The sequence below is a fragment of the Chthonobacter albigriseus genome (genome assembly GCF_013839445.1).
GTDB classification, from domain to species: domain Bacteria; phylum Pseudomonadota; class Alphaproteobacteria; order Rhizobiales; family Pleomorphomonadaceae; genus Chthonobacter; species Chthonobacter albigriseus.
This window is the reverse complement of record NZ_JACDIT010000008.1, coordinates 15,518-41,160: the sequence shown is the minus strand read 5'-3', so window position 1 is coordinate 41,160 and position 25,643 is coordinate 15,518. Positions and strand designations below refer to the sequence as shown.

General features: G+C 69.7%; 17 protein-coding genes and 1 pseudogene. 9 read left to right on the top strand and 9 right to left on the bottom strand.

Features of this window, described 5'->3' with window-relative positions:
• Window positions 1–25 precede the first annotated feature (25 nt).
• The gene (locus HZ321_RS17830) at window positions 26–1,339 is read right to left on the bottom strand and encodes a sensor histidine kinase (RefSeq protein WP_181703757.1); all 1,314 of its coding nucleotides are present in this window, start codon (window positions 1,337–1,339) and stop codon (window positions 26–28) included.
• 117 nt (window positions 1,340–1,456) lie between these two features.
• Between HZ321_RS17830 and ppk2 the strand changes: the two genes are divergently transcribed.
• Complete coding sequence (ppk2, locus tag HZ321_RS17825; protein WP_181703756.1) at window positions 1,457–2,467, top strand: polyphosphate kinase 2; 1,011 nt, start codon at window positions 1,457–1,459, stop codon at window positions 2,465–2,467.
• Between the two features lie 5 nt (window positions 2,468–2,472).
• Here the strand turns inward: ppk2 and HZ321_RS17820 are convergent, their stop codons facing one another.
• Window positions 2,473–3,591 (bottom strand): response regulator, encoded by a 1,119-nt coding sequence (locus HZ321_RS17820; protein WP_181703755.1) that lies wholly within the window; start codon window positions 3,589–3,591, stop codon window positions 2,473–2,475.
• 314 nt (window positions 3,592–3,905) lie between these two features.
• Between HZ321_RS17820 and galE the strand changes: the two genes are divergently transcribed.
• The 3 genes from galE (at window position 3,906) to kdsA (ending at window position 6,832) form a co-directional block, all read left to right on the top strand.
• The gene (gene galE, locus HZ321_RS17815; RefSeq protein WP_181703754.1) at window positions 3,906–4,898 is read left to right on the top strand and encodes a UDP-glucose 4-epimerase GalE; all 993 of its coding nucleotides are present in this window, start codon (window positions 3,906–3,908) and stop codon (window positions 4,896–4,898) included.
• Between the two features lie 74 nt (window positions 4,899–4,972).
• Window positions 4,973–5,944, top strand: coding sequence for a KpsF/GutQ family sugar-phosphate isomerase (locus HZ321_RS17810; protein ID WP_244635975.1), 972 nt, complete (start codon window positions 4,973–4,975; stop codon window positions 5,942–5,944).
• Window positions 5,945–5,974: 30 nt separating this feature from the next.
• Window positions 5,975–6,832 (top strand): 3-deoxy-8-phosphooctulonate synthase, encoded by an 858-nt coding sequence (kdsA, locus tag HZ321_RS17805; protein ID WP_181703752.1) that lies wholly within the window; start codon window positions 5,975–5,977, stop codon window positions 6,830–6,832.
• 9 nt (window positions 6,833–6,841) lie between these two features.
• Here kdsA and HZ321_RS17800 read toward each other — a convergent pair whose 3' ends face one another.
• The gene (locus HZ321_RS17800; RefSeq protein ID WP_181703751.1) at window positions 6,842–8,026 is read right to left on the bottom strand and encodes an alpha/beta hydrolase; all 1,185 of its coding nucleotides are present in this window, start codon (window positions 8,024–8,026) and stop codon (window positions 6,842–6,844) included.
• A gap of 124 nt (window positions 8,027–8,150) precedes the next feature.
• On the opposite strand from HZ321_RS17800, the gene HZ321_RS17795 reads away from it, so the two are divergent.
• The 5 genes and pseudogenes from HZ321_RS17795 to HZ321_RS17775 all read left to right on the top strand — a co-directional run bounded on the left by HZ321_RS17795 (window position 8,151) and on the right by HZ321_RS17775 (window position 13,449).
• Window positions 8,151–8,834, top strand: coding sequence for a phosphoribosylanthranilate isomerase (locus tag HZ321_RS17795; RefSeq protein ID WP_181703750.1), 684 nt, complete (start codon window positions 8,151–8,153; stop codon window positions 8,832–8,834).
• Between the two features lie 41 nt (window positions 8,835–8,875).
• Window positions 8,876–10,084, top strand: coding sequence for a tryptophan synthase subunit beta (gene trpB, locus HZ321_RS17790; RefSeq protein ID WP_181703749.1), 1,209 nt, complete (start codon window positions 8,876–8,878; stop codon window positions 10,082–10,084).
• Between the two features lie 8 nt (window positions 10,085–10,092).
• Window positions 10,093–10,938: a tryptophan synthase subunit alpha gene (trpA, locus tag HZ321_RS17785; protein WP_181703748.1), complete on the top strand. Its 846-nt coding sequence runs from the start codon at window positions 10,093–10,095 to the stop codon at window positions 10,936–10,938.
• 122 nt (window positions 10,939–11,060) lie between these two features.
• Window positions 11,061–12,015, top strand: a pseudogene (gene accD, locus HZ321_RS17780) (acetyl-CoA carboxylase, carboxyltransferase subunit beta); the annotation flags it as partial.
• Between the two features lie 105 nt (window positions 12,016–12,120).
• Complete coding sequence (locus HZ321_RS17775) at window positions 12,121–13,449, top strand: bifunctional folylpolyglutamate synthase/dihydrofolate synthase (protein WP_181703746.1); 1,329 nt, start codon at window positions 12,121–12,123, stop codon at window positions 13,447–13,449.
• An 82-nt stretch (window positions 13,450–13,531) separates the two neighbouring features.
• Here HZ321_RS17775 and trxA read toward each other — a convergent pair whose 3' ends face one another.
• From trxA to HZ321_RS17745, 6 genes are all read right to left on the bottom strand, one after another.
• Window positions 13,532–13,852, bottom strand: coding sequence for a thioredoxin TrxA (gene trxA, locus HZ321_RS17770; RefSeq protein ID WP_181703745.1), 321 nt, complete (start codon window positions 13,850–13,852; stop codon window positions 13,532–13,534).
• Window positions 13,853–13,950: 98 nt separating this feature from the next.
• Window positions 13,951–17,451, bottom strand: coding sequence for a double-strand break repair helicase AddA (gene addA / locus HZ321_RS17765; protein WP_181703744.1), 3,501 nt, complete (start codon window positions 17,449–17,451; stop codon window positions 13,951–13,953).
• Window positions 17,451–20,591 carry a double-strand break repair protein AddB gene (addB, locus tag HZ321_RS17760; RefSeq protein ID WP_181703743.1) on the bottom strand — a complete coding sequence of 1,047 codons (3,141 nt, stop codon included), beginning with the start codon at window positions 20,589–20,591 and terminating at the stop codon, window positions 17,451–17,453. Before addB ends, addA begins: the two co-directional genes overlap by 1 nt.
• Window positions 20,592–20,598: 7 nt before the next feature.
• On the bottom strand, window positions 20,599–21,297 hold the full coding sequence (locus HZ321_RS17755) for a nucleotidyltransferase family protein (RefSeq protein ID WP_181703869.1): 699 nt from the start codon (window positions 21,295–21,297) through the stop codon (window positions 20,599–20,601).
• Between the two features lie 81 nt (window positions 21,298–21,378).
• Window positions 21,379–22,899 carry a tRNA (adenosine(37)-N6)-threonylcarbamoyltransferase complex ATPase subunit type 1 TsaE gene (tsaE, locus tag HZ321_RS17750; RefSeq protein WP_181703742.1) on the bottom strand — a complete coding sequence of 507 codons (1,521 nt, stop codon included), beginning with the start codon at window positions 22,897–22,899 and terminating at the stop codon, window positions 21,379–21,381.
• 66 nt (window positions 22,900–22,965) lie between these two features.
• The gene (locus HZ321_RS17745) at window positions 22,966–25,458 is read right to left on the bottom strand and encodes a sensor histidine kinase (RefSeq protein WP_181703741.1); all 2,493 of its coding nucleotides are present in this window, start codon (window positions 25,456–25,458) and stop codon (window positions 22,966–22,968) included.
• Between the last annotated feature and the right edge of the window lie 185 nt (window positions 25,459–25,643).

Here is a 25,643-nt window from a genome sequence, read left to right as displayed (position 1 = left end):
ATTAGCTTTTTGCTGGTCGGCACGCTCAGCCGGGCAGCGCGGCCTCGAACCAGACGCTGAAGACGCTCCCCTCCGAAGGGTTCGAGCGGATCGCGAGCCGGCCGCGATGACGGGCGACGATATGCTTGACGATCGCCAGCCCCAGGCCGGTGCCCTTCTGCTGCCGGCTTCGCGCGGCATCGACCCGGTAGAACCGCTCGGTGAGTCGCGGCAGGTGCTCCGGTGGTATGCCCGGCCCGTCGTCCCTGACCGAGAGGCCCACCCCCACCGTTCCATCCGCCGACGTCTCCGGCCGGACCGTGATATCCACCCGTCCGTTCTCCCGGCCGTACTTGATGGCGTTCTCGATCAGGTTCACCGCCACCTGGATCAGTTCGTCCCGGTCGCCGCGGATCGTGGTCGGACCCTCCGCCACCTCGAGCCCTAGCGTCGCACCTGCCGCCCGGGCCTGGGGCGCCAGCAGTTCCATGGCTTGCGCGGCGATCGCGCCGAGGTCGACCCGCGTTTCCGGCCGCACGTGCGCCTTGAGTTCGATCCGGCTCAGCGACAGCAGGTCGTCGATCAGCCGCGCCATCCGGCCGGCCTGCTCCAGCATGATGGACAGGAAGCGTTCGCGGTTGACCGCGTCGTCCTTCGCCGGGCCCAGCAGCGTCTCGATGAAGCCGGTGAGCGAGGCGAGCGGCGTGCGCAGCTCGTGGCTCGCGTTTGCGATGAAGTCGCCGCGCATGCGGTCCATCCGCAGGAGTTCCGTCTCGTCGTGCAGCCGGACCAGCACGAAGTCCGGCTTGCCGCGCAGCGAGCCGTCCCGCCGCGGCAGGCGCAGCCCGGTCACGCTCGCCCGGTAGGTCCGCTCGGTCGGGAGGCGCTCGCCGATCGGCACATGCTGCGCCTCGCCGCCTCGCCCAACGCTGTCGACCGCCGACAGGAGTTCCGGGATGCGCAGCTTCAGGGACAGCGGATCGCCGGGCCGCGCCGTCCCGAACCGCGCGATGGCGGCAGCGTTCTGATAGCGCAGGACGCCCGCGCCGTCCGCCAGGAAGCAGGGCTCGTCCACCGCGTCGAGCAGCACCTTCATGGAGGTGTCGGGCCAGATCGCGCGGCCGGCGGGCGCCGGCTGCGAGGTGACGCGTTCCACCGTATCCGGGCGGCCTGACAGGAACACGGCCAGCACCAGCACACCGAAGCCCCCGATGACGGCGGCAAGCGGCACCTGATAGACCAGATGGCCGGCGGCGAGCATCAGGCCCGCCAGCACGAGCAGCACCCGGGCCGGCGTCATTCCGCCGGCGGCGGGGCGACCGGCCTGCTCGCGATCCGACCTGTCCGTTTCGTCCGCCATTCCGCCCCGTTCCAGTTCAAAAGGCGGGCTCGAAACCCCACGCCCCGTCTCGCCAGACGATAGTGCGATCTGTAGCATCGCGCAGCGACGTTATCGTTACGCCAAGAAGGATAGCCGATGGCCAAGAAATCCAAGAAGGGCAGGGACACGGATGCGGAAGGCGGCGCATCGACCGAAGCCAAGGGCGCCGACAAGGGGACGGCCCCGTCCGCTGCGGACCTGCTCGCCGAACGGGAAGGCAAGGTCGTGCTCGACGCCCAAGCGCCACAGGCGCCTGCCATCCGCGTCGGCACGATCGACTTCGATCTCGATGAACCGGAGCTGCCGCCCCTCGTCGAGGCGCGGGCGCTTTCCTCCGGCGGCTACCCCTACGCCGAAAGCACCAAGTCGAAGGTCTACGACGAGCAGTTGCGCCTGCTCCAGATCGAACTGGTCAAGCTGCAGAAGTGGGTGGGAGACACCGGCGCGCGCATCGTCGCTTTGTTCGAAGGCCGCGACGCGGCGGGCAAGGGCGGTACCGTCGCCACCTTCCGCGCCTACATGAACCCCCGCTCCGCCCGCGCGGTCGCGCTGCCCAAGCCCAACGAAGTGGAACGCGGCCAGTGGTACTTCCAGCGTTACTCAGAGCAGCTGCCGACCAAGGGCGAGATCGTCCTGTTCGACCGCTCCTGGTACAACCGCGGCGTCGTCGAGCGGGTGATGGGCTTCTGCACCGAGGCCGAGAGCGACGCCTTCCTGGAGGAGGTGCCTCGCTTCGAGAAGATGCTCGTCAACGACGGCATCGTCCTGGTGAAATTCTGGCTCGACATCGGCCGTGAGATGCAGCTGAAGCGCTTCCACGACCGTCGGCACGATCCGCTCAAGATCTGGAAGCTGTCGCCGATCGACATCAAGGCGCTCGGCATGTGGGACGAGTACACGGTCGCCCGTGATCGCATGCTGAAGGCCAGCCACACCAAGCATGCGCCCTGGACGATCATCCTGGCCAACGACAAGAAGCGCGCCCGGCTGAACGCCATCCGCCATTTGCTGGCGCAGGTGGACTACGCCGGCAAGTCCGCCGAGACGATCGGCGAGACCGACCCGCGGATCCTGAAGTCCAGTTTGTCGCTGATCGGCCTCAAGTAGGCCGGTCAGAGCAGGGCGGCGCGGAGCGGCACGCTGAGGTGCGCCACCCGCCCGCCGTCGACCACGCCGTCGGTGAAGCTGCCGCCGGTGGCCTTGGCGAGCGTTTCGACAAGGAAGCGCCGGGTGTCGGCGGCGGCGGCCACGCGCTCGTCGGCGGCCTGGCCGGTCCGGCCGCCGTCGCGAACCGAAAGGTCGAGGCGGAAGCAGCCGTCCTCGATCGAAGGGGCAACCGTCACCGCGTCGCCGCGGGCGACAGCGTCCAGCGCCTGGGCGAAGAAGCCCTGCATCAGGTCGCCGAACAGGCTCGGGCTGCTCTCCACCAGCAGCGGCATCGCCGGCACCAGGAAGGACACCGCGCTCTCGTCGGCCGCCCGGTCCCTAAGGAGCCGCTCCGCGTCGGCCAGAAAGGGCACTACGTCGAAACGGACGGGCTGTCCGGTCCGCCGGGTGGCGCGTTCCAGGCCGGCGAGCTTGTCGATCACGTCGCTGCGGATCTCCGACGAATTCGCGACGATGTCGGAAAGAAAGCCGCGCGCCGCGGCGGCAGCATCGTCGGTGCCGCTGGCGAGCGCCAGGGTCGAGGCGGCATGCACCCGGTCCAGGCTGCGTAGCAGCGCCCTCAGCCACGGGCCGACACCGGCGCCGGGAACGGCGGCCGGACGGGCGTCGTCTCCCGCCAGCAGCGTGACGAACACGCGTTCCAGCGCATGGGCGGACAGGTCGGCCTTGGCGACGAACCCGGCGGCCCCGGCGCGGCGGCCGATCAGCTCGATGTCGTCGTTCTCCAGCGACGACACCAGGACGACCGGGCAGGCCCGCGCCTCCAGCCGGATCTGGTCGATCAGCGGGATCGAGGTGGAATCGCCGAGCCAGAAATCGCAGATCACCACGTCGAAGCGGTGCCGGTCCAGCATGGCCCGGGCGACGGAAAGCGACGGCGCGTAGGCGACCTCCGCAGCGAAACCGCCGAGCGCGGCGAGGTGGCGGCCCATCAGGTGGGCGTCGTCGGCGTCATCCTCCACGCAGAGCACCGCGATCGGCCGGCGCTTCTGCGGCCCGTGACGGTCCACCAGGTGGACCCGGCCCGGACCTTCAGGCGTGCGATGTTCGGACGGCCCACTCATACCAACTCCTGCACTTCCACGCCTCTTGCGTGCGTCGGCGTCGAATCGCCTTCAAAGGTCTTCGATCGATTCCTGGTTAACAAGACTATAAAGATTACGATTAACAGCCGGTTAACCGTTTCAACCTGGAGCTGCCGAAGGGTCCGGGGAATCGGATTCGGACGGCTGCGCCGCGCCGGCGCGACGGGCCGGGCCGGTGCCGCCCGTCCGCTGGCGGTCGGCAGTCCGCCTCGTCCGCCGAAACGGCCGTTGCCTCGCTTCGGTGCAGGGTTTATGAGCCTGTCCGGACATCACCAGCGGAGACGGTTCCACAGATGGCGATTCTGGTCACCGGCGGCGCCGGCTACATCGGCAGCCACATGGTTCACGCGCTGGTGGACCGCGGCGAAACGGTCGTCGTCCTGGACGATCTCTCCACGGGGTTCGAGGCGGTGCTGCCGCACCAGGCCACGCTGGTGCTCGGCGACATCGGTGACGAGGCGCTGGTCGGCCGGCTGATCGGTGAGCATGCCGTCACCGCCATCGCCCACTTCGCCGGCTCGATCGTGGTGCCGGAATCGGTGGAAAACCCGCTCAAGTACTACCTCAACAACACCGTGAAATCGCGCGCGCTGATCGCCGCCGCGGTCGCCGGCGGGGTAGGGTCCTTCCTGTTCTCCTCCACCGCCGCCGTCTACGGCGAGCCGATCCGCCCGCTGATCGACGAGACGGTGCCGCCCTCGCCGGTGTCGCCCTACGGCTGGTCGAAGCTGATGACGGAGATCATGCTGCGCGACACGGCGGCCGCCCACGGCCTGCGCTACGCGGTGCTGCGCTACTTCAATGTCGCCGGCGCCGATCCGAAGGGCCGCACCGGCCAATCGACGCCCAACGCCACCCACCTCATCAAGGTGGCGAGCCAGGCCGCCCTCGGCGACCGGCCCTATCTCAGCGTCTTCGGCACCGACTACCCGACCCGCGACGGAACCTGCCTGCGCGACTACATCCACGTCAGCGATCTCATCGAGGCCCACGTCCTCGCCCTCAAGCACCTGATGGACGGTGGCGAGAACCTCACCTGCAACTGCGGCTACGGCGACGGCTTCTCCGTTCTGGAGGTCGCGGAGGCGGTGAAGCGGGCGTCCGGCGTCGACTTCGAGGTGCGGATGGCGCCCCGTCGGGCGGGCGATCCCTCGGCGCTGATCGCCGATTCCACCAGGATCCGCGAAACGCTCGGCTGGAAGCCGCGCTACGACGATCTCGACACCATCGTCGCCCACGCCTTCGCCTGGGAAGACGCCTTGCGCAAGCGCAACACCCGTCCCTGATACTGACTGGAGCGCCCGGTCCGGAGTCCGTCATGCCCCAGGCGATCCAACGTCAACCGCAAGTCCAGGCCCCGATGCCCGACAAGATCATCGCCTCCGCCCTGCGCACCCTCGACATCACCGGCACCGCCATCGATGCGGTCCGCACGGCGATCGGCGCGGGTCCGCTCGGCGCGGCGCTGGCCGAAGCGGCCCAGCTGATCCTCGGCGCCAAGGGGCGGCTGATCGTGGTCGGCGTCGGCAAGAGCGGCCACATCGGCCGAAAGCTCGCCGCCACCTTTGCCTCCACCGGCACGCCCGCCTACTTCGTGCACGGCGCCGAAGCCAGCCACGGCGACCTCGGCATGATCGGCGAGGACGACGTCATCCTCGCCCTCTCCTGGTCGGGCGAGACCGCCGAGCTCGCCGACATCGTCACCTACTCCAAGCGTTTCGACGTACCGCTCGTCGCGCTCACCTCGGGCGCCGGATCGACCCTGGACAAGGCCGCCAGCGTCACGCTGCTGCTTCCGAAAGTCCAGGAAGCCTGTCCGAACGGGCTCGCGCCGACCACCTCGACCCTGCTCCAGCTGATGGTCGGCGATGCGCTCGCCGTCGCGCTCCTGGAGGAAAAAGGCTTTTCGCCCACCGATTTCCGGGTCTTCCACCCCGGCGGCAAGCTTGGCGCGCAGCTCACGCTGGTTCGCGACCTGATGCACGGCGCCGAACACCTGCCGCTGCTGCCTGAGGGCCGGCCGATGTCCGAGGCGCTGATGGTGATGACCGCGCGCGGCTTCGGCGTGGTCGGCATCACCGCGCCGGACGGCCGCCTCGTCGGCGTCATCTCCGACGGCGACCTGCGTCGCCACATGTCGCCCGACCTTACCGCCAAGACCGTCGATGCCGTCATGACCCGCGCCCCGAAGACCGTCGCGCCTACGGTGATGGCAAGCGAAGCGCTCGACTTCATGCAGACCCGCAAGATCGGCGTGCTCTTCGTCGTTGAGGACGGCCGCCCCCTCGGTATCGTCCACGTGCTCGATTTCCTGCGCGCCGGCGTCGCCTGAGCACCTACCGGCTGGAGAGGACCGCACACCATGGCCGTCGAGGCTGCTCAGAACACCGTCACCGTCGGTTCGGTCACCTTCGGAAACGACCTGCCCTTCGTGCTGATCTCCGGCCCCTGCCAGATCGAAAGTCGCGACCACGCCTTCCGCATCGCGGAGTTTCTGGCCGAGGAGACGGCCCGGGCCGGCGTCCCCTTCGTCTACAAGTCCAGCTACGACAAGGCCAACCGCACCTCGTTGAAGGGCGAGCGCGGCATCGGCATCGACCGCGGCCTGGAGATCCTCGCCGCCGTCCGCGAAGCCTTCGGCTGCCCGGTGCTCACCGACATCCATGACGCCGAGCAGGCGCGCCGGGCTGGCGCCGTGGTCGACATCATCCAGATTCCCGCCTTCCTCAGCCGCCAGACCGACCTTCTGATCGCAGCCGGCGAGACGGGGGCCTGCGTCAATGTCAAGAAGGGTCAGTTCCTGGCGCCGTGGGACATGGCCAACGTGGCCGACAAGATCGCTTCCACCGGAAACCGGCGAATTCTGCTCTGCGACCGCGGCACCTCCTTCGGCTACGGCATGCTCGTCACCGACTTCCGCGGTCTGCCGATCATGGAGGAGACGGGCTACCCAGTGGTTTTCGACGCCACCCACTCCGTCCAGGAGCCCGGCGGCCGCGGCACGTCGTCCGGCGGCAAGCGCGTCTTCGCCCCGACGCTCGCCCGCGCGGCGATCGCCGTCGGCTGCGCGGCGGTGTTCGCCGAGGCCCACGACGACCCGGACAACGCGCCGTCCGACGGCCCGAACATGCTGCCGCTGACCTGGATCCCGGGCTTCCTGGCCGACCTCAAGGCGCTCGACGCGATCGCCAAGCACCGCGCGCTCAAGGACGGCTACTGAGCCTGACGCTTACCGCCGGATGATCGCCTCGACCGGCGTGGTGATTACCAGCGCCGGCGTGGTGATGATCACGCCCGCTGTGGTCCCGACGGCGGACCCCAGGGACCGGCCGAGCGTGCCGATCTTCTCCGACACGGTCGTCTGGTCGAAGTCCAGTTCGTCGCCGGCGGCCAGCCGATCGCGAAGGCGCTGCAGGAAGTCCGGCGCGACCGCGTTGAACTTGGCGTGGTTCAGCCCGTCGTTGGCCGTGACGTTGGACAGGTCGACCACCACCACGCCGAGGCTGGCGATCTCCCCGGCGTCCTCGGTGTAGCCGCCGAGTCGCGGCTTGTCGCCGGCCAGGAACTGCGACAGCTGCAGCGCCCGATCGTCCGCCGAGATCAGCATGAAGAACGGCTCCTTGGGCTTGCCGTAGCGCTCCATCTGCGCCTTGAAGACGTCCACGTCGATGTCCGGCGAGGCGAGCACCACCTCGGTGAGCTTGCCCTTGAAGTCCGGGTTGCCGGTGAGCTTGGCCTGCCGCAGCGCCTCCACCGCCACCCAGTTTCCCATCGAATGGGCGAACAGCACGATCTTGTTCGCCCCGCTCTCCGAGGCGATCCGCAGCGTCATCTCCAGCGCGTCGCGGGCCACGGTGGCGCTGTCGCGGTCGTAGACGTAGTCGAACAGCGAACCGCGCGAAGCCCAGGTGAACAGCACGGGCACGCCGGTGAAGCCGGTATCGTGGGCGATCTGCGCCACCCGGTAGACGCCCTCGTCGAAGGCCGTGTTGTAGCCGTGCACGAAGACGAGGACCGTCCGGTCGGCCGGCGCCTTGGTCGCCACGGCCGCTTTCAGCCTCTGCCGGAACTTCGCTTCGCCGTCGATGTAGTCGCGTTCCCGTGTCACGAAATCGCGCGTCGGGTCGCCGGGCGCGGCCCGCGGCCACTCCACGTCGCCGGCCTTGTGGATCGGCGGTATGGACACTTTCACCCGGGCGAAATCGATGCCGGTGACCCGCTCGCCGGTGAACATCTCTGGCGACTCCGGCGTGCGCTCCCGGGTCGTCGCGACAAGGATCTCGTGCTCGGCGGTGCCAGGCGCTTCCTCGACGATCGGGATCAGCGATCCCCCGTCGGGACGTCCCCCGCTGCAGCCGGCGACGAGCAGCGCCGAGAGAAGGGCGGCGAAGGGGGCCAGACGGGAAAAGTGCATCGACAGCTGCCGTATCCTGGAACTCGAACTCTGCCTCTCTTCGCCGTTCACTGCGGCCGTTTCAAGTTCAAATGAACGGGCACGCCTCGACATCGCGCCCGTTCTCGTGGCAATCCCTGTCGCCATGACCGAAGGGATTTTGCCCATCTCGCCGCCGCGGCTGAAGATCTGCGGCCTCTCCACGCCGGACAGCGTTGGCTGGGCGATCGATGCCGGCGCCGACGCCATCGGGCTCGTGTCGTTCCCGCCGAGCCCGCGCCACGTGGAGCCGGACCGGCTGGCCGGTCTGGCGGACCTCGCCAGGGGCAGGGCCCGCATCGTTCTCCTCACCGTGGACGCCGACGACGCACTCCTCGAAACCCTTGTCGCCGCGGGCCACCCGGACCTGCTGCAACTGCACGGCCGCGAGACGACCGACCGCGTCGCGGCCGTCCGCTCGCGCTTCGGCCTGCCGGTGATGAAGGCGCTCGGCATCGCTACTGCCGCTGACGTGGAGAAAGCCCGCGCCTACGACCGCATCGCCGACCTCCTCCTCTTCGACGCCAAGCCGCCGAAGGACGCCACGCGGCCCGGCGGCCTCGGCGCGACCTTCGACTGGAACCTCCTCCGCGAACCCGGCTTTGCGACGCCCTTCTTGCTTTCGGGCGGCCTGACGCCTACGAACGTCGGCGAAGCGATCGCCCGGGTCCGTCCTGCCGGCGTCGACGTCTCGTCGGGGGTGGAGACGGCGCCGGGCATCAAGGACGAGGCCCTGATCCGAGCCTTCGCGTCGGCCGTGAAGAGCGCGGGTGAAACGCCCGCTGTGTGATGTTTGAGGCAGGGAGGCGCCGTTCAGGCGGCCGGAGTGTCATGAAGCCTAATTCCTACAGGACCGGACCCGACGAGCGCGGTCACTTCGGCATGTTCGGCGGCCGCTACGTGGCCGAGACGCTGATGCCGCTGATCCTGGAACTGGACGAGGCCTACGAGGCCGCCAAGAAGGATCCGGCGTTCCACGCTGAGATCGCCCACCTCCACACCCACTACGTCGGCCGGCCGAGCCCGCTCTATTTCGCCGAGCGGCTGACCGCCCACCTCGGCGGCGCGAAGATCTACTTCAAGCGCGACGAGCTCAACCACACCGGCAGCCACAAGATCAACAACTGCCTCGGTCAGATCCTGCTCGCCAAGCGCATGGGCAAGACGCGCATCATCGCCGAGACCGGCGCCGGCCAGCATGGCGTCGCCTCTGCCACCGTCTGCGCCCGCTTCGGCTTCCCCTGCGAGGTCTACATGGGCGCCACCGACGTCCAGCGTCAGGCCCCCAACGTCTTCCGCATGAAGCTGCTGGGCGCCAAGGTGCACCCGGTGACGGCCGGCCACGGTACCCTCAAGGATGCCATGAACGAGGCGCTCCGCGACTGGGTGACCAACGTGGAGAACACCTACTACCTCATCGGCACCGCTGCCGGCCCGCATCCCTATCCGGCCATGGTGCGCGACTTCCAGTCGATCATCGGCAAGGAGGTCCGCGAGCAGATCGTTGCCGCCGAGGGCCGCCTGCCGGACGTCCTGGTCGCGGCCGTCGGTGGCGGCTCCAACGCCATTGGCCTGTTCCACCCCTTCCTCGACGACGAGGGGATCTCGATCATCGGCGTCGAGGCCGGCGGGCGCGGCCTTCAGGGCAAGGAGCACTGCGCCTCGCTGACGGCCGGCCGCCCCGGCGTCCTCCACGGCAACCGCACCTACCTGCTGCAGGACGACGACGGCCAGATCTTCGAGGGCCACTCCATCTCCGCTGGCCTCGACTATCCCGGCATCGGCCCGGAGCACTCCTGGCTGAAGGACTCCGGCCGCGTCGAATACGTCCCGATCACCGACGACGAGACCCTGGAGGCCTTCCAGCTCCTGACGCGCACCGAGGGCATCATCCCGGCCCTGGAGCCCGCCCACGCGCTCGCCCACGTCATCAAGATCGCCCCGACCATGCAGAAGGATCAGATCATCGTCATGAACCTCTGCGGCCGCGGCGACAAGGACGTGTTCACCGTCGGCAAGATCCTCGGTTTCGACCTGTGAGTGTGTCCATGCTCCCCCAGACCCGCATCGACGCCCGGGTGGCTGCCCTCAAGGCGGAGGGCCGCCCCGCGCTCGTCACCTTCGTCACCGCCGGCGATCCGGACTACGACACCTCGCTGAAGGTGCTGAAGGCGCTGCCCAAGGCCGGCGCCGACATCGTCGAGTTCGGCATGCCCTTCTCCGATCCGATGGCCGAGGGCCCGCCGATCCAGGCCGCCACGCTGCGCGCCCTCAACGGCGGCCAGACGATGGTCCGAACGCTGGAGATGGTCCGCGCCTTCCGCAAGGAGGACGAAACGACGCCGCTGGTGCTGATGGGCTACTACAACCCCATCTACATCTACGGCGTTGAGCGTTTCCTCGCCGACGCCAAGGCCGCCGGCGTCGACGGGCTGATCGTCGTCGACCTGCCGCCCGAGGAGGACGAGGAGCTCTGCCTGCCCGCGCTGAAGGCCGGCGTCTCCTTCATCCGCCTCGCGACGCCGACCACCGACGACAAGCGCCTGCCGGCCGTCCTCGCCAACACCTCCGGCTTCGTCTACTACGTCTCGATCACCGGCATCACCGGCACCGCCTCCGCCGATCCCACGCGGGTCGCGACAGCGGTGAAGCGCATCAAGGGCCACACCGACCTGCCGGTGATGGTCGGCTTCGGCGTGAAGACGGGCGAGCAGGCAGCGGCCATCGGCGCCAACGCCGACGGCGTGGTGGTCGGCTCGGCGCTCGTCAACGCCATCCGCGACAGTCTCGGCGCCGACGGCCGGCCGACGGATGGCACCGTCGGCGCGGTGACCAGGCTGGTCGAGGAACTCGCCGCCGGCGTCCGCCGCGCCCGTTCGCCCGCGCCGGCTTGAACGTCCTGCACCTGAAAACGGCGCAAAACCCGGGCGATGGCTGCCCTATTTCGGCCGCGCCCTTGTGAAATCAACGCCGCGGTCTCATCTTCCCGGTGACGAAACCGGAACAGGGTCATCCCGTGAACTGGATCAACAACGTCGTTCGCCCCAAGATCCGCTCGCTGATCTATCCCAAGCCAGCGGTGCCGGAGAATCTCTGGGTCAAGTGCCCCGAGACCGGCGAGATGGTCTTCCATCGCGATCTGGAGGCGAACCAGTGGGTGGTGCCGAACTCCGGCTACCACATGCGCATGGCGCCCAATCGTCGCCTGGAGCTTCTGTTCGACGACGGCGTCTATGAGACAATCGCGCTGCCGCACGTGGTGCAGGATCCGCTGAAGTTCCGCGACGAGAAGCGCTATTCCGACCGCCTTAAGGACGCCAAGGCCAAGACTGGCCGTGAGGATGCCGTGCTGGTCGGTGCCGGCCGGCTTGAAACGGTGCCCGTGGTCGCGGCCGTGCAGGACTTCGACTTCATGGGCGGCTCGCTCGGCATGGCCGCCGGCGAGGCGATTATCACCGGCGCCGAGACGGCGCTGGTGCGCAACGCGCCTTTCATCCTCTTCACCGCCTCCGGCGGCGCGCGCATGCAGGAGGGCATCCTGTCCCTGATGCAGATGCCGCGCACCACCGTCGCCGTAGAGATGCTGAAGGAGGCCGGGCTCCCTTACATCGTCGTGCTCACCAACCCGACCATGGGCGGCGTCACGGCCTCCTACGCCATGCTGGGCGATATCCAGATCGCCGAGCCGGGCGCCCTGATCGGCTTCGCGGGCCCGCGTGTCATCGAGCAGACCATCCGTGAAAAGCTCCCCGAGGGCTTCCAGCGCGCCGAGTACCTGCTGGAGCATGGCATGGTCGACATGGTCGTCCACCGCCACGAACTGCGCGCGACGCTCGCCCGGCTGGTGCGCCTGCTCGGCCACGAAGGCGCCGTCGTGGCGGCCGACGAGGCCGCTCCGCTCGCGGCTGAATAGGCCCGCGGCGGTCGGAGCCGCACAGCCAGCCGTCACCACCGTCCCAATGCCGCCCTCATCCCGTGGGGGCGGCGTTTTCGCAGATAGCGCCGGGCGCCCCGATCGTTTATGGCCCGGAGCCTTGACGTTTCACCGACGGCTTGAGGAGCCGCCCAGCGCCGCCATGCCCGAAACCCTTGCCATCATCGACAGGCTTTCGGCCCTTCACCCCAAGGGCTACGACCTGACGCTCGGCCGGATCGAGCGCCTGCTTGCCGCGCTTGGCCACCCCGAGCAGAGGTTGCCGCCCGTCTTCCACGTGGCCGGCACCAACGGCAAGGGCTCCACCATTGCCTTCCTGCGGGCCATCCTGGAGGCCGCCGGCCTTAGGGTTCACACCCACACCTCGCCGCACCTCGTCGCCTACAACGAGCGCTACCGGCTTGCGACAGGCCCAGGCCGCAGCGCATTCGTCGATGACGCCCGCTTCACCGACGCGCTGGAACGGGCCGAGGTGGCCAACGGCAACGAGCCGATCACCCTTTTCGAGCTCCTGACCGCCGCGGGCTTCCTGCTGTTCGCCGAAGAACCGGCTGACGTCGTGCTCCTGGAGGTCGGCCTCGGCGGACGCTTCGATGCCACCAACGTCGTCGCCGCACCGCTCGTCTCGGTGATCACGTCGATCTCGCTCGACCACCAGTCCTATCTCGGCAACACCATCGACAAGATCGCCTTCGAGAAGGCCGGCATCATCAAGAAGGGCCGGCCCGTGGTGGTCAGCCCTAATCCGGCCGAGGTCACTGAGGTGTTCGAGACGGTCGCGTCCCGGGCTGGGGCAAAGCCGCTGCTGATCGGCGCGCAGGACTGGATGGTCCACGAGGAGCACGGCCGCCTGGTGTTCCAGGACGACGGCGGCCTGCTCGACCTGCCGCTGCCGCGCCTGTCCGGCCGCCACCAGATCCAGAACGCCGGCACGGCCGTCGCCGCGATCCGCGCCAGCAAGCTCGACATCCCGCTCTCGGCGATCGAGCGTGGCCTGGAAACCGTGGAGTGGCCCGCCCGCCTGCAGCGCCTGACGCACGGCCGGCTCGTGGACCTCGCCCCGCCGGGCGCAGAGGTCTGGCTCGACGGCGGCCACAACCCGGGCGCCGGCGAGGTGGTGGCGAGCGCCATGGCCGACCTGGAGGACCGGGTCGAGCGCCCGCTCTTCCTGATCGCCGGCATGCTCACCACCAAGGATCCCGCCGGCTTCTTCACGCCCTTCGAAGGCCTGGTCCGCCACGTTTTCACCGTGCCGATCCCCGGCTCCGAAGCCGCCTGGGATCCGGATGCGCTCGCCGAAGCCGCCAACGCGGCCGGCCTGTCGGCAGAAGCAGCGCCGGGCACTGCCGAGGCCATCCGCCTGCTTGCCGCCAACTGGACGCTGGAGCGGGCCCCCCGCATCCTGATCTGCGGCTCGCTTTATCTCGCCGGCGACACCCTCGCCGAGAACGGCACGCCTCCCCAAAGCTGACTCCGGTTCAGTCGGCGGGCACGAAAAAGCCCCGGCGGGTGATCCCGGCCGGGGCTTTTCGTCGGCTCGAAAGACGCCGCGATCAGATCGCCGACTTGATCCAGTTGGCGAGATCACCCTTCGGCGCCGCACCCACCTTCATCGCGGCCGGCTGGCCGTTCTTGAACAGGATCAGCGTGGGGATCGACCGCACGCCGTACTTGATGGCGGTGTTGGCGTTCTCGTCGATGTTCAGCTTGGCGATCGTCACCTTGCCGTCCATCTCCGAGGCGATCTCGTCGAGAGCCGGGGCGATCATGCGGCACGGACCGCACCACTCCGCCCAGAAATCCACGACGACCGGCGCATCGGCGCCGAGCACGTCGCTGTCGAAGGTCTGGTCCGTCACTTTCTTGGTCGTCATCATGACACCTCGGTTCGTGGACAAGCGCCGTCTTCCAAACGGGAATCCGTCTGCGCCTGACCCGGTCGGGCCGAACGTAGGAGCGCGGCAAAGGCCCGTCAAGAACGCCCGCTGCCCCGTCCCGTTCCCATTCCCGTGACAAGCCGCGCGAGCATGCCGTCGAGCCGCTCGGCGGGGGCTTCGTCCAGCCGCACGGCCTCGGTCCACAGGATTGCCGCACGGATCGTCCGGCTGGGATAAAGGTCCTGCAGCAGGCGCCGGTAGAGCGCCAGCTGGAGGGCGTAGTCGTCGGGTATCTCGGACGGCACCGCCCGGTTGGTCTTGTAGTCGAGGATCATCACCTCGCCGTCGCGCACCACCAGCCGGTCGACCTGGCCCGACACCTGAAGTGTCCGTCCGCCCGGCGTCTCGATCTCGCCCACCAGCCCGACTTCCGCCCGGCTCTCCGTACCGAACAGCCCCTCGAACCGGGGGTCGAGCAGCACGCCTTCCACCTGCGCGTAGAGCCGTTCGCGTTCAAGCGAATCGAGACCGGCCGCCTCCTGCGCCAGATACCGCAGCGCCTTCTCGCGCCGCTGCGCCCGGTCGAGCTCGGGCAGAACCTCGAACAGGCGATGGACCACCCGCCCCCTCAGCGTCGCCTCCGTGTCCGGCGTGCGTACCCGGTCGAGCGCATTCTGCCGCGGCCGGCGCGGCTCGGTCTCGATCAGCGACAGCGCCGACGACGGCGTGACCGGCACCGCGACATCCTCCCGCGGCGCCGCCCGCGCCAGGAAGTCCGGCAGCGGGGGCGGCGGCGGAAAGGGCGCCACGTCGGGCTCGTCGGCCTTGGCGGCGCGGTTCCGGTCCGCCCGCCACTGCCAGCCGCGGATCGCCCCGTCCGCGTCCTTGACCGCCTCCGCCTCGGACAGCAGCGCGGTGCTCACCAGGGTGTGCCAGCGCCCGTCCGGGCTACCCTTGTCACGGCGGACGCCCGTCACGATCAGCCGGTCGCGGGCGCGTGTGAGGCCGACGTAGAGCAGCCGGCGATACTCCTCCTCCTGGCCGCGCCGGCTCTCCTCCAGCGCCGCTTCCACCGACGACGGTCGTACCCCGCTCTGCACCCAGGCGAGCGGAGCGCCGGGCGCGCTCGCCAGCGCCACGATCCTCGGGTCGTGCGCCTTCGACACCGGCGGCGATCCCGGATCGACCAGGAACACCACCGGTGCCTCCAGCCCCTTGGCGCCATGCACGGTCATCACGCGAAGCTCGTCGCGACCCTCCACCACCTCGCGCTTGACCTCCTCGTCGGTGTCCTTGAGGCGAGCGAGGAAGGTTTCCAGCGTCGGCGTTTCGCGCATCTCGAAAGCCAGCGCGAGCTTCAGGAACTCGTCGATCACCTCGTCGGCCTCATGGCCGATCCGCGCCCGGAACGCGGCCCGACCGCCGTCCGCGCCCACGATGGCGGCGAAGAAGGCGAACGGATCGACCGTGTCGGCGCGCCCGCGCCAGCGGTTCACCGCCTCGGCAAGACGCATCGCGGCCGCGTCGCCGGCGGCCGCCCGCTCCTCTGCCACCGACCAGAGGCTCCGCCCCTCGCGCCCATGTGCGAGCCCGAACAGGTCCTCCTCGCTCAAGCCAACCAGCGGCGACTTCGCCACCGCCGCCAGCGTGAGGTCGTCCTCCGGCAACAGCGCCACGCGGGCGGCGGCCGTCAGGTCCTGCGTCACGATATGGCCGATCACGTCGAGCCGGTCCGCCCCGGCCACCGGCACGATGCGTGCCTTCAGCGCGCGATTCACGGCTTCCACGAAAGCGCCGCGCTTGCGCACCAGGATCAGCACATCCTTGGGCCGGATGCGCTTGCCGGTGGACGGCAGCCGCTCGCCGCGATCCAGCCACCCCGCGACCTCCTCCGCGATCCTTGCAGCGAGCAGAAGGTCGGCGCTGCCGCGCCCGACCCGGTCCACCGGATCCTCCCAGTGTTCCGGCTCCCGCGCCTTCTCCGCTTCGGTCTCCGGCCAGATCTCAACGAGTCCCGCGTCGGCGCTCCGCACCGTCTCGTGGACGGTGGGCTCGTCGTCGGTCGATAGCCCGCGGTGTGCGGCGGGGTCGGCGAACACGCGGTCCACGGCTTTGATCACGTCGGGCGTGGAGCGGAACGACAGCACCAGCTTCAGGTTGTGGAAGAGCAGGTCGGCGGCCGCGATGCGCCGGCCGAACTGGTCCCGGTTCTCCCCGAACAGCTTCGGCGCGGCACCCTGGAACGAATAGATCGACTGCTTCTCGTCACCCACGGCGAACAGCGTCCGGTTTACCCGCGAGCGAGCCCCGGCGCCGGCGAAGAACTCCTCGCTGAGGGCACGCACAATGTCCCACTGCCGCGGGCTCGTATCCTGCGCCTCGTCGACCAGCACGTGGTCGATGCCCTGGTCCAGCTTGTACTGGACCCACGCCGCCGCGTCCGACCGGGCGAGCAGGTTCGCAGTCCGCTGGATCAGGTCGTCGTAGTCGAGTGCCCCGTCCCGCGCCTTGAGCGCCTGATAGGTCCCGATCATCCGGTCGGCCAGCCGCACCAGCGCGCCCGTCCGCGCCGCCGTCTCCAGGCCGGCGGAGGCGGCGAGAAGGTCGCGCACCCGCGCCGCCTCGGCGGCGAACCGCGCCCGCGTTCCCGGCAGCGCGGCCTCCACCGCCTGCGTGATGAAGCTTTCCTTCTTCGGCTCGTTCTTCTGGGTCAGGAACAGCTCGCGCCAGGCTTTTGCACCGGCGGGCAGGTCGAGGCCGATCGCCGCCCGGAGGCCGCCGGCGAACTCCTGCATCCGGACCGAAGCGCTGTCCAAGACCGGGATCAAGGCCGATAGGGTTGCTCCATCGAAATGCGGGGACTGCACCGTTTCCGCGATCAGGCTTTCCGCCGTGGCTCCTTCAGGCACGTCGAGCGCCGCGGGCAGGCCGGCGACAGCAGCGTCCAGACCGCCCACCCGGTCGAACCAGGCGGCCAGCGCCTCGCGGTCCCGGACCAGCGCCCGGAGCGCCGTGTCGATCGCCTGGTCCGGACACTCCGACAGAAGCAGCGCGAAGGCCCGGCCGAGCGGCCCGTCGCCGTCGAGCGCTGCGGCCCGCACCGCCTCCGCCTTGGCCTCCGCGATCAGGAAGGCCGCGCCGCGATCGTCGAGCACCTCGAAGCGCCCGGCGAGGTTGGCCTCCACGGGAAACCGCTGCAAAAGCGCCTCGCAGAACGCATGGATTGTCTGCACCTTGAGCCCGCCCGGGGTTTCCAGCGCCCGCGCGAACAGGCGCCTTGCGACCTTCAGGCGGGCCGGCGGCGGTGGCACGCCCTCCACCGCCTCGATCTCCTTGGCAAGCGCGGCATCGCCGAGCGTCGTCCAGCCGCCCAGCACTTCGAACACCCGGTTGGCCATCTCCGCCGCCGCGGCCTTGGTGAAGGTCAGGCAAAGGATGCGGCCAGGGTCCGTGTCAGTGAGCAGCAGGCGGATCACCCGGCGCGACAGCACCCACGTCTTGCCCGAACCGGCATTGGCCGACACGAACACGGAGGCCTTCGGGTCCGTCGCCATGCGCTGCCGTTCGCGCGTCTCGGCCGGGATCTCGATCGCCATCAGTCGTCCCCGCCCTCGCCGGCCTCGTCGGCGATCATCCATTCCCTGACGCGCGCCAGGTGGTCGTAGTCGCTGCGGTCGCCGCTCTTGAACGGGTGGGCCTTCGACCGGTAACCCCGCTCCGGATCCCGGTAGGCCTCCACCAGCCGGATCAGCGCCTCCTCGGCAGCCGCGACGGTCTCCTCGAGCGACCGCACGAAGTCCTTGCCGTCATAACCTGTGTAGGTCTTCGTCTCGTCCCGGCCCTTGATGCCGCGCAGCACCACGTGGACGAGGTCCTGCAGCGGCCGCGGCGGAATGCCCTCGAAGCCGCCCTTCTGCGCGATCACCGCTTCCAGAGGCATCTGCGGGCTTTTCAGCGCCGCGATCTGGCGCTCAGAGGGTGCCGAACCCGTCTTGAAGTCGACGAGCGAGAGCAGTCCATCCGCGGTGATGTCGATCCGGTCGGCCCGTCCGGTCAGCGCGAAGCCGTCCTCGCCGGGAACCACCACCCACCGCCCGCGGATCTCCGCGTTGCGCTCCATATCCGCGCGCCCGGCCTCGAACGACTCGACCACATAACCGGCCGCGGCGACGAACCGCGGCCACCACAGGGCATGCACCTCCGGATAGGCCTCCAGTTCCTTGAAGGCCAGGCGCCCGGCTTCGATCAGTGCGGCGACGGCGGTTTGGTCGAACGGACCTGTCCAATCCTTGGCGAAATCGGCGAGCGCCTGGTGCACCGCCGACCCGCGCGCCCCGAAGTCCGGCTGCTCGCCGAGACCCTCCAGCGCCTGGAGGTCCAGCACCCGCCGCGCATAGACCGCATAGGGATCGCGGATCCATGTCTCGATCTCGGTGACCGAGAGCTGCTTGGGCCGCGCCGCGAGCGGTGGCCTGGGTTCTGGCCGGGGCGGCCGCGGCACCGGTGGGATATCATCCAGCCGCCGCGCCCAGTCCACGATGACGTCCCCGCGGGCGCGCAGGGTCTTGCTGCGCGCCTCGCCGATCACGCTGGTGAAGCGCTGCAGGAACCGCGTCGGCACGGTTGGCGCGCCGTCCCGCTTCTCCGACCGGGTGAGCACCACGTCGCGGGTGCCGAGCGACTGGACGAAGTCGTGTGCGGAAAGGCCGATCCGCTGTTCCGGCGGGCCGAAGGCGAGGTCGGCCCGCATCGGTCGGGACAGCCAAGGCCCGGTGTCCGTGGCGAGCGGCCAGGTTCCCTCGTTGAGACCGCCGACCACCAGCCGGTCCACGCCGAGAAGGCGCGCCTCAAGCGGCCCCCAGATGAACACGCGCGCCGGGCGCGCCGACGTCCGCCGCACCATGCGCCCCGCCATCAAGGCGGCGAGGGTCGCCGGATACTCCCCCGGCGTGACGTCGAGCGACACGCCGGCACTGTCGAGATAGCCCGCGAACACCTCCGCGGCGGCCGTTCCCGCCGGACCATCGAACAGCAGGCTGTCGTCGCCCGTCTCGTCCGCGGCGATCGCCTGCAGGAGCTCCAGATGCGCCTGCAGCAGCGTCTTCAGGTCGACGCGTCGACCGTCGGCCTTCAACGCCTCGATCGGCATGACCGCCGCCCCGATCCGCCGCGCCAGCATCCTGGCGTCTGCGAGGCGCTCCTCGCCGAGAGCGGCGAGCGCCTTTGGCACGCCCTGGCCCTTCCGGCCGGCCCGCGCCAGCGTTTCCGCCGCCGCCATCAGCGCCTTCGAGCCGGTCGCCAGCCGTGGACCGCGCAGCACGGCAATCTCCAGGGCGCGCGCCGCGGCCCGGCACCGCGGGCGGCTGAAGCCGAAGCAGGCAAGCGGGTGCTTCAGGAGCGCAACCAGCTTTTCCGGCGGCAGGCCCTCCACCGCGCATTCCGCCGACAGGGCGACCAGGATCCCGGTGGGCGTTCGCTCCAGCGGCGTGCCGGCGCTGTCCTCCGTGTCGACGCCGAAGCGCGCGAGCTCGGTACAGACCCGCCGGGCAAGCCCGCGGTCGGGCGTCACGAGGGCGGCGGTCCGGCCGGGCGCCTCGATCGCTTCCCGGAGCGCCAGAGCGGCGGCGAGCGCCTCCTCGGCCTCTGTGGCGCCAACCACCAGCGTCATCCCGTCGAGCGCCCGCTCGCAACCGTCGGGATCGAGCGATCCGGCGAAATCTTTCCATCTGTCGGTCGACTCCGCCGGCCGCATGGCCTCGGAAAGGATCGTCAGCCGCCGCTCCATCGGTTCGCTCACCGACCCGAGCTCGGCGACTCCGTTGCGTCCGACCCCGATCACGTGGAGAAGCCGTGCCATTGCGGCCTGTGGATGGCTGGCGATGCCACCGGCGCCGGCCCCGTCAGGTGCAATGTCGCTCCAGGTCTCGTCGTCCAGCCCGAGGTCGAGGCCGGGCAGCACCACCGCGCCGTTCGGCTGGCGCGCGATCGCCGCAAGCAGCCGCGCCGTCGTCGGCAGAGAGCCGGTCGAGCCGGCGGCGATCACCGGACCGCGCGCACCCTCCCGCTCCAACCGCTCCGCGATCGCGGTGATGACCCGCGTTCGCCGCGCCACCGGGTCCATCTGCCCGCGTTCGGCCAGAAAAGCCGGCCACGCCTCCGTCGCGATGGTGAGGAAGGTCAGCGTCAGCTGCCACCAGGCCGCGTAGTCGTCCGGCACCAGCGTGACGAGCTTTGACCAGTCCACGCTCTCCGCCGCCGCCTGGTCCATCAGCGCCAGCAGGTCGCGCGCGAGGTGCACCGCCTCGGAGGTCGAGGAGGGTACGCGGATCCGCTCCCCCGACGGGCTCACGGTGCGGTCAGGCGAGACGTGGCGGCGCCAGTCGGCGATCAGTTGAGCCAGCCCCAGGACCCGCTCCGGCTCGGAGATGGCCGGGGGCAGATCGAGGTCGGTCGGATCGGCGAGCCGTTCCACCACGTCTTCGTCGACGTCGCCGAGCGGGCGGATCCGAGGCAGCACGGCAGCCCGGCCGCCGAGCGCGGCCAGAAAGGTCTCCGAAAGCGCCCGCGCCGCGCGCCGGGTCGGCAGGTAGAGCGTGACGTCGGCAAGCCTGAGCGGATCGTCCCGATAGACCCGGCCGGGCACCAGCACGCCGTCGAGCAGGGCGTCGACCAGTGTCGGCAGGAAGGGTGCCGCGGGGGCGATCGTGAAGACGCGTGGTCCCGGCTCGCCCGTCATGGCTGGCTCAGGCCGCCGAGAGAGCGATCGAGGTCTCCGCCTCGGCGATCGCTTCGGGCGTCCCCACGTGCAGCCAGATCCCGTCCATCCGCAACCCGTAGAGCCGGCCGGAGGCGATCGCCCGGTCGAACAGCACGTTGAGCGAGAACGGCTCCACGGTCCGGCCTTCGAAGAGCCGGGGGTGCAGGATGGCCACTCCCGCGTAGACGAAGGGTGCCACCGTCCGTTCCAGCCGCCGGGTGAGCTGGCCGGTCTTGTCCATCTCGAAGTCGCCGATCCCATCGTAGCCGACGCTGCGAACCGTGGACGCCAGCATCAGCAGCCCGTCCATCGTGTCGCCGTCCCACCGGTCGCAGAGCGTGGAAAGGTTCGGCCGCGCGCCCTCGATCCAGATCGAGTCGGCGTTCATGTGGAGGAACGGCTCGGTACCGAGATGCGGCAGCGCCTTGACGACCGCACCGCCGGTGTCCAGCAGCTTGGCGCGCTCGTCGGAGATCACGATCCGCGGCGACTTGCGCTTCGAGACGTGCACCTCCACCAGGTCGGCGAGGTAGTGGACGTTGACGACGGCGGTTTCCACGCCGACCTCCGACAGCCGGTCCAGGCAGTGGTCGATCAGCGACCGGCCGTTGATCTCCACCAGCGGCTTCGGGGTCGTGGCGGTGATCGGCCGCATCCGCTTGCCGCGTCCAGCGGCAAGGACCATGGCGGTGCGCGGGGCGAACGAAGGCTTTGTCTTCGACAGGGACACGGGTTTTTCGGGCTCTGTTTGCTGCGGGCGACGCCGTCACTCCGGGCCGCTGGCGGTGGTTCGTTTCCAGCGTTCATACCAGAGCCGGACCGGCGCGAGAACCGGGTGTGCGAGCGCCGACTCGACGCGGGCGCGCGCCCGCGGCAGATGCGCCAGATAGCCCGTTCGCCCGTCGCGGAGCGCCAGCCGCGCGAAGCCGCCGAGGATCTTCAGGTTGCGTTGCGCCGAGACGACGGCAAACCCTTCGTCGAAGGCCGCCCGGTCGAACCGGGGATCGTCCTGCCGCCGCCGCGCTGCATAGGCGTCCAGCATCGCCTCGACCAGCGTCGGCTGGAAATCCCGGCGCACGTCCGTCACCAGCGAGACGATATCGTAGACCGTCGGGCCGATCATCGCGTCCTGGAAATCGAGGAACCCCACCTGTTCGCGCGGGCTGCTCCCCTCCATCCAGACCAGGTTGGGGGCGATCACGTCACGCAGCAGGAGACCGCGGGGCAGGGCGAGGATATGTTCAACCAGCGGCGCCGTCGCCTGCCGGAAATCCTCCAGAACGCCCGCGTCCGCCTCCCGTCCGGTCACGAGCCGGTGGTACCACGTGGGAAACAGCGACAGCTCCGTCCGGATCGCATCGGAGTCGAAATCCGGCACCGTCCAGGTGCCGATGGCCGTCTCCACCGACCGCGGCAGCGGACGTCCGTCCTTGTCTGCCAGCACCGCCGCGGCCGCAACGAAGCGGCCTTCGATCGGCCTGCCGGCGTCGTCGACGAGCGATCCCGTGCCGAGATCCTCCATCACGATCAGCCCCGCCTCACGATCCACCCCGTGGATCGTCGGCGCCCTGAACCCGACCGCCTGCAGCAGGTCCGCCACCGCCACGAAGGCCAGCGGATCGCTCTGCACATGCACCAAGTCGCCGTAGGTCCGGCCCGGGAGGAGCTCCGGCCCGCGCGGCAGGCGCGGCCAGTCCATCAGCACGGCGCTGCGCTCTCCCGTCCGGACGCGCTCGTAGCGGCGGGACGAGGCATCCCCCGGCATCGGGTGGCGCCGCGCCCCGGCGAAACCGTGTCCATCCAGCAGCCGCCGGACCGCCAACGTGCGGGTGAGCCGCTCCCCCCACGCGCCCCGGCCATGGAATGCGAACCGCCGTCCCTCCGGTCCGGCACCGTCCGAGATCGCCACGACGAGCGTATCGGCGGGCAACTGGCCGGCCGCGCGCTCCGGCCACTCCACCAGGCAGACACCCTCGCGCATCGCCGCGTCGAAGCCGATCTCGTCGAGTTCGGAGGCATCACCCAGGCGGTAGAGGTCGAAATGGGCCGCCGAAAGCGCCGGCAGATCGTAGGTCTGCACCAGCGTGAAGGTCGGGCTCGGCACCTCCAGCGCCGCGTCGCCGGCCAGCGCCCGAAGCGCGGCCCGGGCGAAGGCGCTCTTGCCCATTCCAAGATCGCCGGAGAGGGCGACCACGTCGCCGGGTCGGAGGATCGCCGCCACATCCTCGGCCAGTTGCCGGGTGCCGGCTTCGTCTGCGACATCGATCGTGAGGATGGGCTCGGTCATTCTGGGGCGCTCGGGGTCCGTCCCTCGAGAACTAGCCGACTTGTCGAACCGGCGCGACTGTCCAGGTCACTCGGCCGCGTCGGCTATCTCCTGACGGGCGGGAAATCGGCAGGTGACGGTCGTGCCCTCACCCTCCCGCGACCGGATCTCCACCGTGCCGCCGTGCAGTTCCACGAAGCTCTTCACGATCGAGAGCCCCAGGCCGGCTCCACGGCGGCGGCTGCCGGTGGCGCGGCTGACGAAGCGGTCGAACACCGCCTCGATGTAGTCCTCCGGAATGCCCCGGCCCTGGTCGCGCACGGTGAACAGGATGTCCTCACCCTCGCGCCGGCAGACCACGTCCACGCGCCCGCCGTCCTCGGAGAAGGCGATCGCGTTGGAGAGCAGGTTGAACAGCACCTGCCGCACCCGCTTCTCGTCCGCCGTGAAGGTGCCGATCGTCTCGGGAACGTCCACGACGAGGTTGATGCGCGCATCGGCGATGCGGTCCTGGATGCCGGACGCCGCCGCCTCGACGGTGGCCGCGATGTCGACGTCGGAGAGGTCGAGCTCCATCACGCCGGCGTCGACCGTGGCCAGGTCGAGAATGTCGTTGATGATCGCCAGCAGCGCGGCCGACGAGTTGATGATGTAGCCGGTGTACTCGCGCTGCTTCGGATTGAGCGGCCCGGCGTTGTCGTCGGCCAGGAGCTCGGCGAAACCGATGATGTTGGTCAGCGGCGAGCGCAGTTCGTACGACACGTGCTGGATGAAGGCGTTCTTCAGCCGGTCGGCCGCCTCCAGCGCTTCGTTCTTTTCAAGCAGCGCCCGCTCCACGTTCACCGTGTCGGTCACGTTCACGAAGGTCACCAGCGTCGCCCCGTCCGGCAGCGGCACGGTGGTGAAGTCCACGACCGCCCCGTCCCGCCGCTCCATCCGGCCGGAGATGCGCGTGCGCGTCTCCGCGAGCCCGGCGATCGCCATGCGGATCCGATCCCAGATCTCCACGTCGTCGTGCAGTTGCTGGCAACGTCCCACCACGTCGCCCACATGCGGGCGCTGGGCGAGCAGGTCGTCGCCGAGCCGCCAGAGACCGGCGAAGGAGGGATTCCAGAGCCGCAGCCGCCCGTCCGAGCCGAACACGGCAACGCCCTCGGAGAGATGGTCCAGCGTCTCGCCCTGAACGCGGATCAGGGCGTTGTAGCGGCTTTCCAGGTCCAGCCGCTCCGTCACGTTCTCGTAGACGTAGGTGACCCCGCCCTGCGGATGCGGGTTGGCGATCACCCGCAGCGTCTGCCCGCCCGGCAGATGCCACCAGGTCTCCGTGGCCTCCATGGCCTGGTAGTGCGCCAGCATGTCCCGCTTCCAGGAGCGGAAGTCCGCCTGTTCCGGCAATTTCCGCAGGGCGCGGAGCTGGTCGAGCACCGCCCCGTCTTCCGGATCCGTCGCCAGGAACTTGCTGTCCAGCCCGAACAGCGAGCGATAGGCCGCATTGTAGAACTTCAGACGGCGGTCCGGCCCGAAGATGGCGACGCCGCTCGCCAGCTGGTCCAGCGTGCGGGCGTGGCTCTCCGTCGTCCGCTTCAGTTCGACCTGGACGTTCTCCAACTCGCTGACGTCGGTGGCGATGCCGGCGCTGCCGTGCTGGCCGGCCACGTCCACCACGTCGAACACCCGGCGCGACCCGGCTACCACCGCCGACAGGCGGCGGGCGAAGACGGGGCCGCCGGCACGGCTTGCCGCCACCGCCTCGCGGCCGGCGGTGTCCAGGAGTTCCGTCCCGTTCGCCATCACCGCCGTCTGGTCGGCAGCATCGACGGCGCGGGCATAGGCCCGGTTCGTCCAGGCCAGGCGGCCGTCCGCATAGCGCGTCCAGACCGGCATCGGCAGCGCTTCCAGGAGGCCGTGCACCGTGTCGACGTCGCGCTTCTGGTCCTCGTAGCGCTCCAGGAGGTCGACGTATTGCAGCCGTTCGCGGGTCAGGTTGCGGAACCTCACGAAGGCATAGGACCCGGCGACGCGCCCGCTCGCCTCCAGATGGGTCCCCGAACCCGTCTTCACGATTTCGCTGAACGGCTCGCCGCGGGTCCGCAGCCCGTCGATCCGGGCGGTGAGCTGCTGGGTTGAGGCTGCGTCCAGCCATTGCCCGAAGCCAAGGAAAGCCGCCTTGCCCTTGGGCGCGCCGGCGCCTTCCGGCAGCGTGCCCATCACGATCGGCGTCTCGCCGGGCGCCGCGTAGATCACCACGCGCTGGTCGTCGGACGACAGCACCGCCTCTGCGCGGTCGGCGGCGAGCTTGAGATCCGCCGCTTCCTGCGTGAGACGGACCTTCTCCTCCTCCGCCCGCGCCCGCGCACGGATCAGGGCTCCGGCGCTCGCCACCGCAAACCCGATCGCGCCGACAAGCGCCGCCAGCCATGCAACCTGGAAGCTGTCCAGCCGCGCCGGATCCGAGCTCTCCGCCACTTGGGCGGCCGCCGGGAAGGCGGTTGCGGTGAGTGTCGAGGCTGTGGCCGCGAGGGTCGCGACGATACCAGCGGACAGGGGAATCCTTCTCCGTTTCCGGCCGAAGTCCGGCATCAACCCTGTCCTTTTCCGCCGCTGATCAATCCCGTCGAAGGTGGTCTCAGCCCCGGGACCACCTTCCGAATCACTTCAAAATAGCCGGTTTGAGGAGGTGCAAAAAGAGTCGCCAACCCCGCCGAAGTCTCCTCGGGACCGACAATCCGGATTTCAAAAGAGTTCGTGACTTGTTCCACACTGCG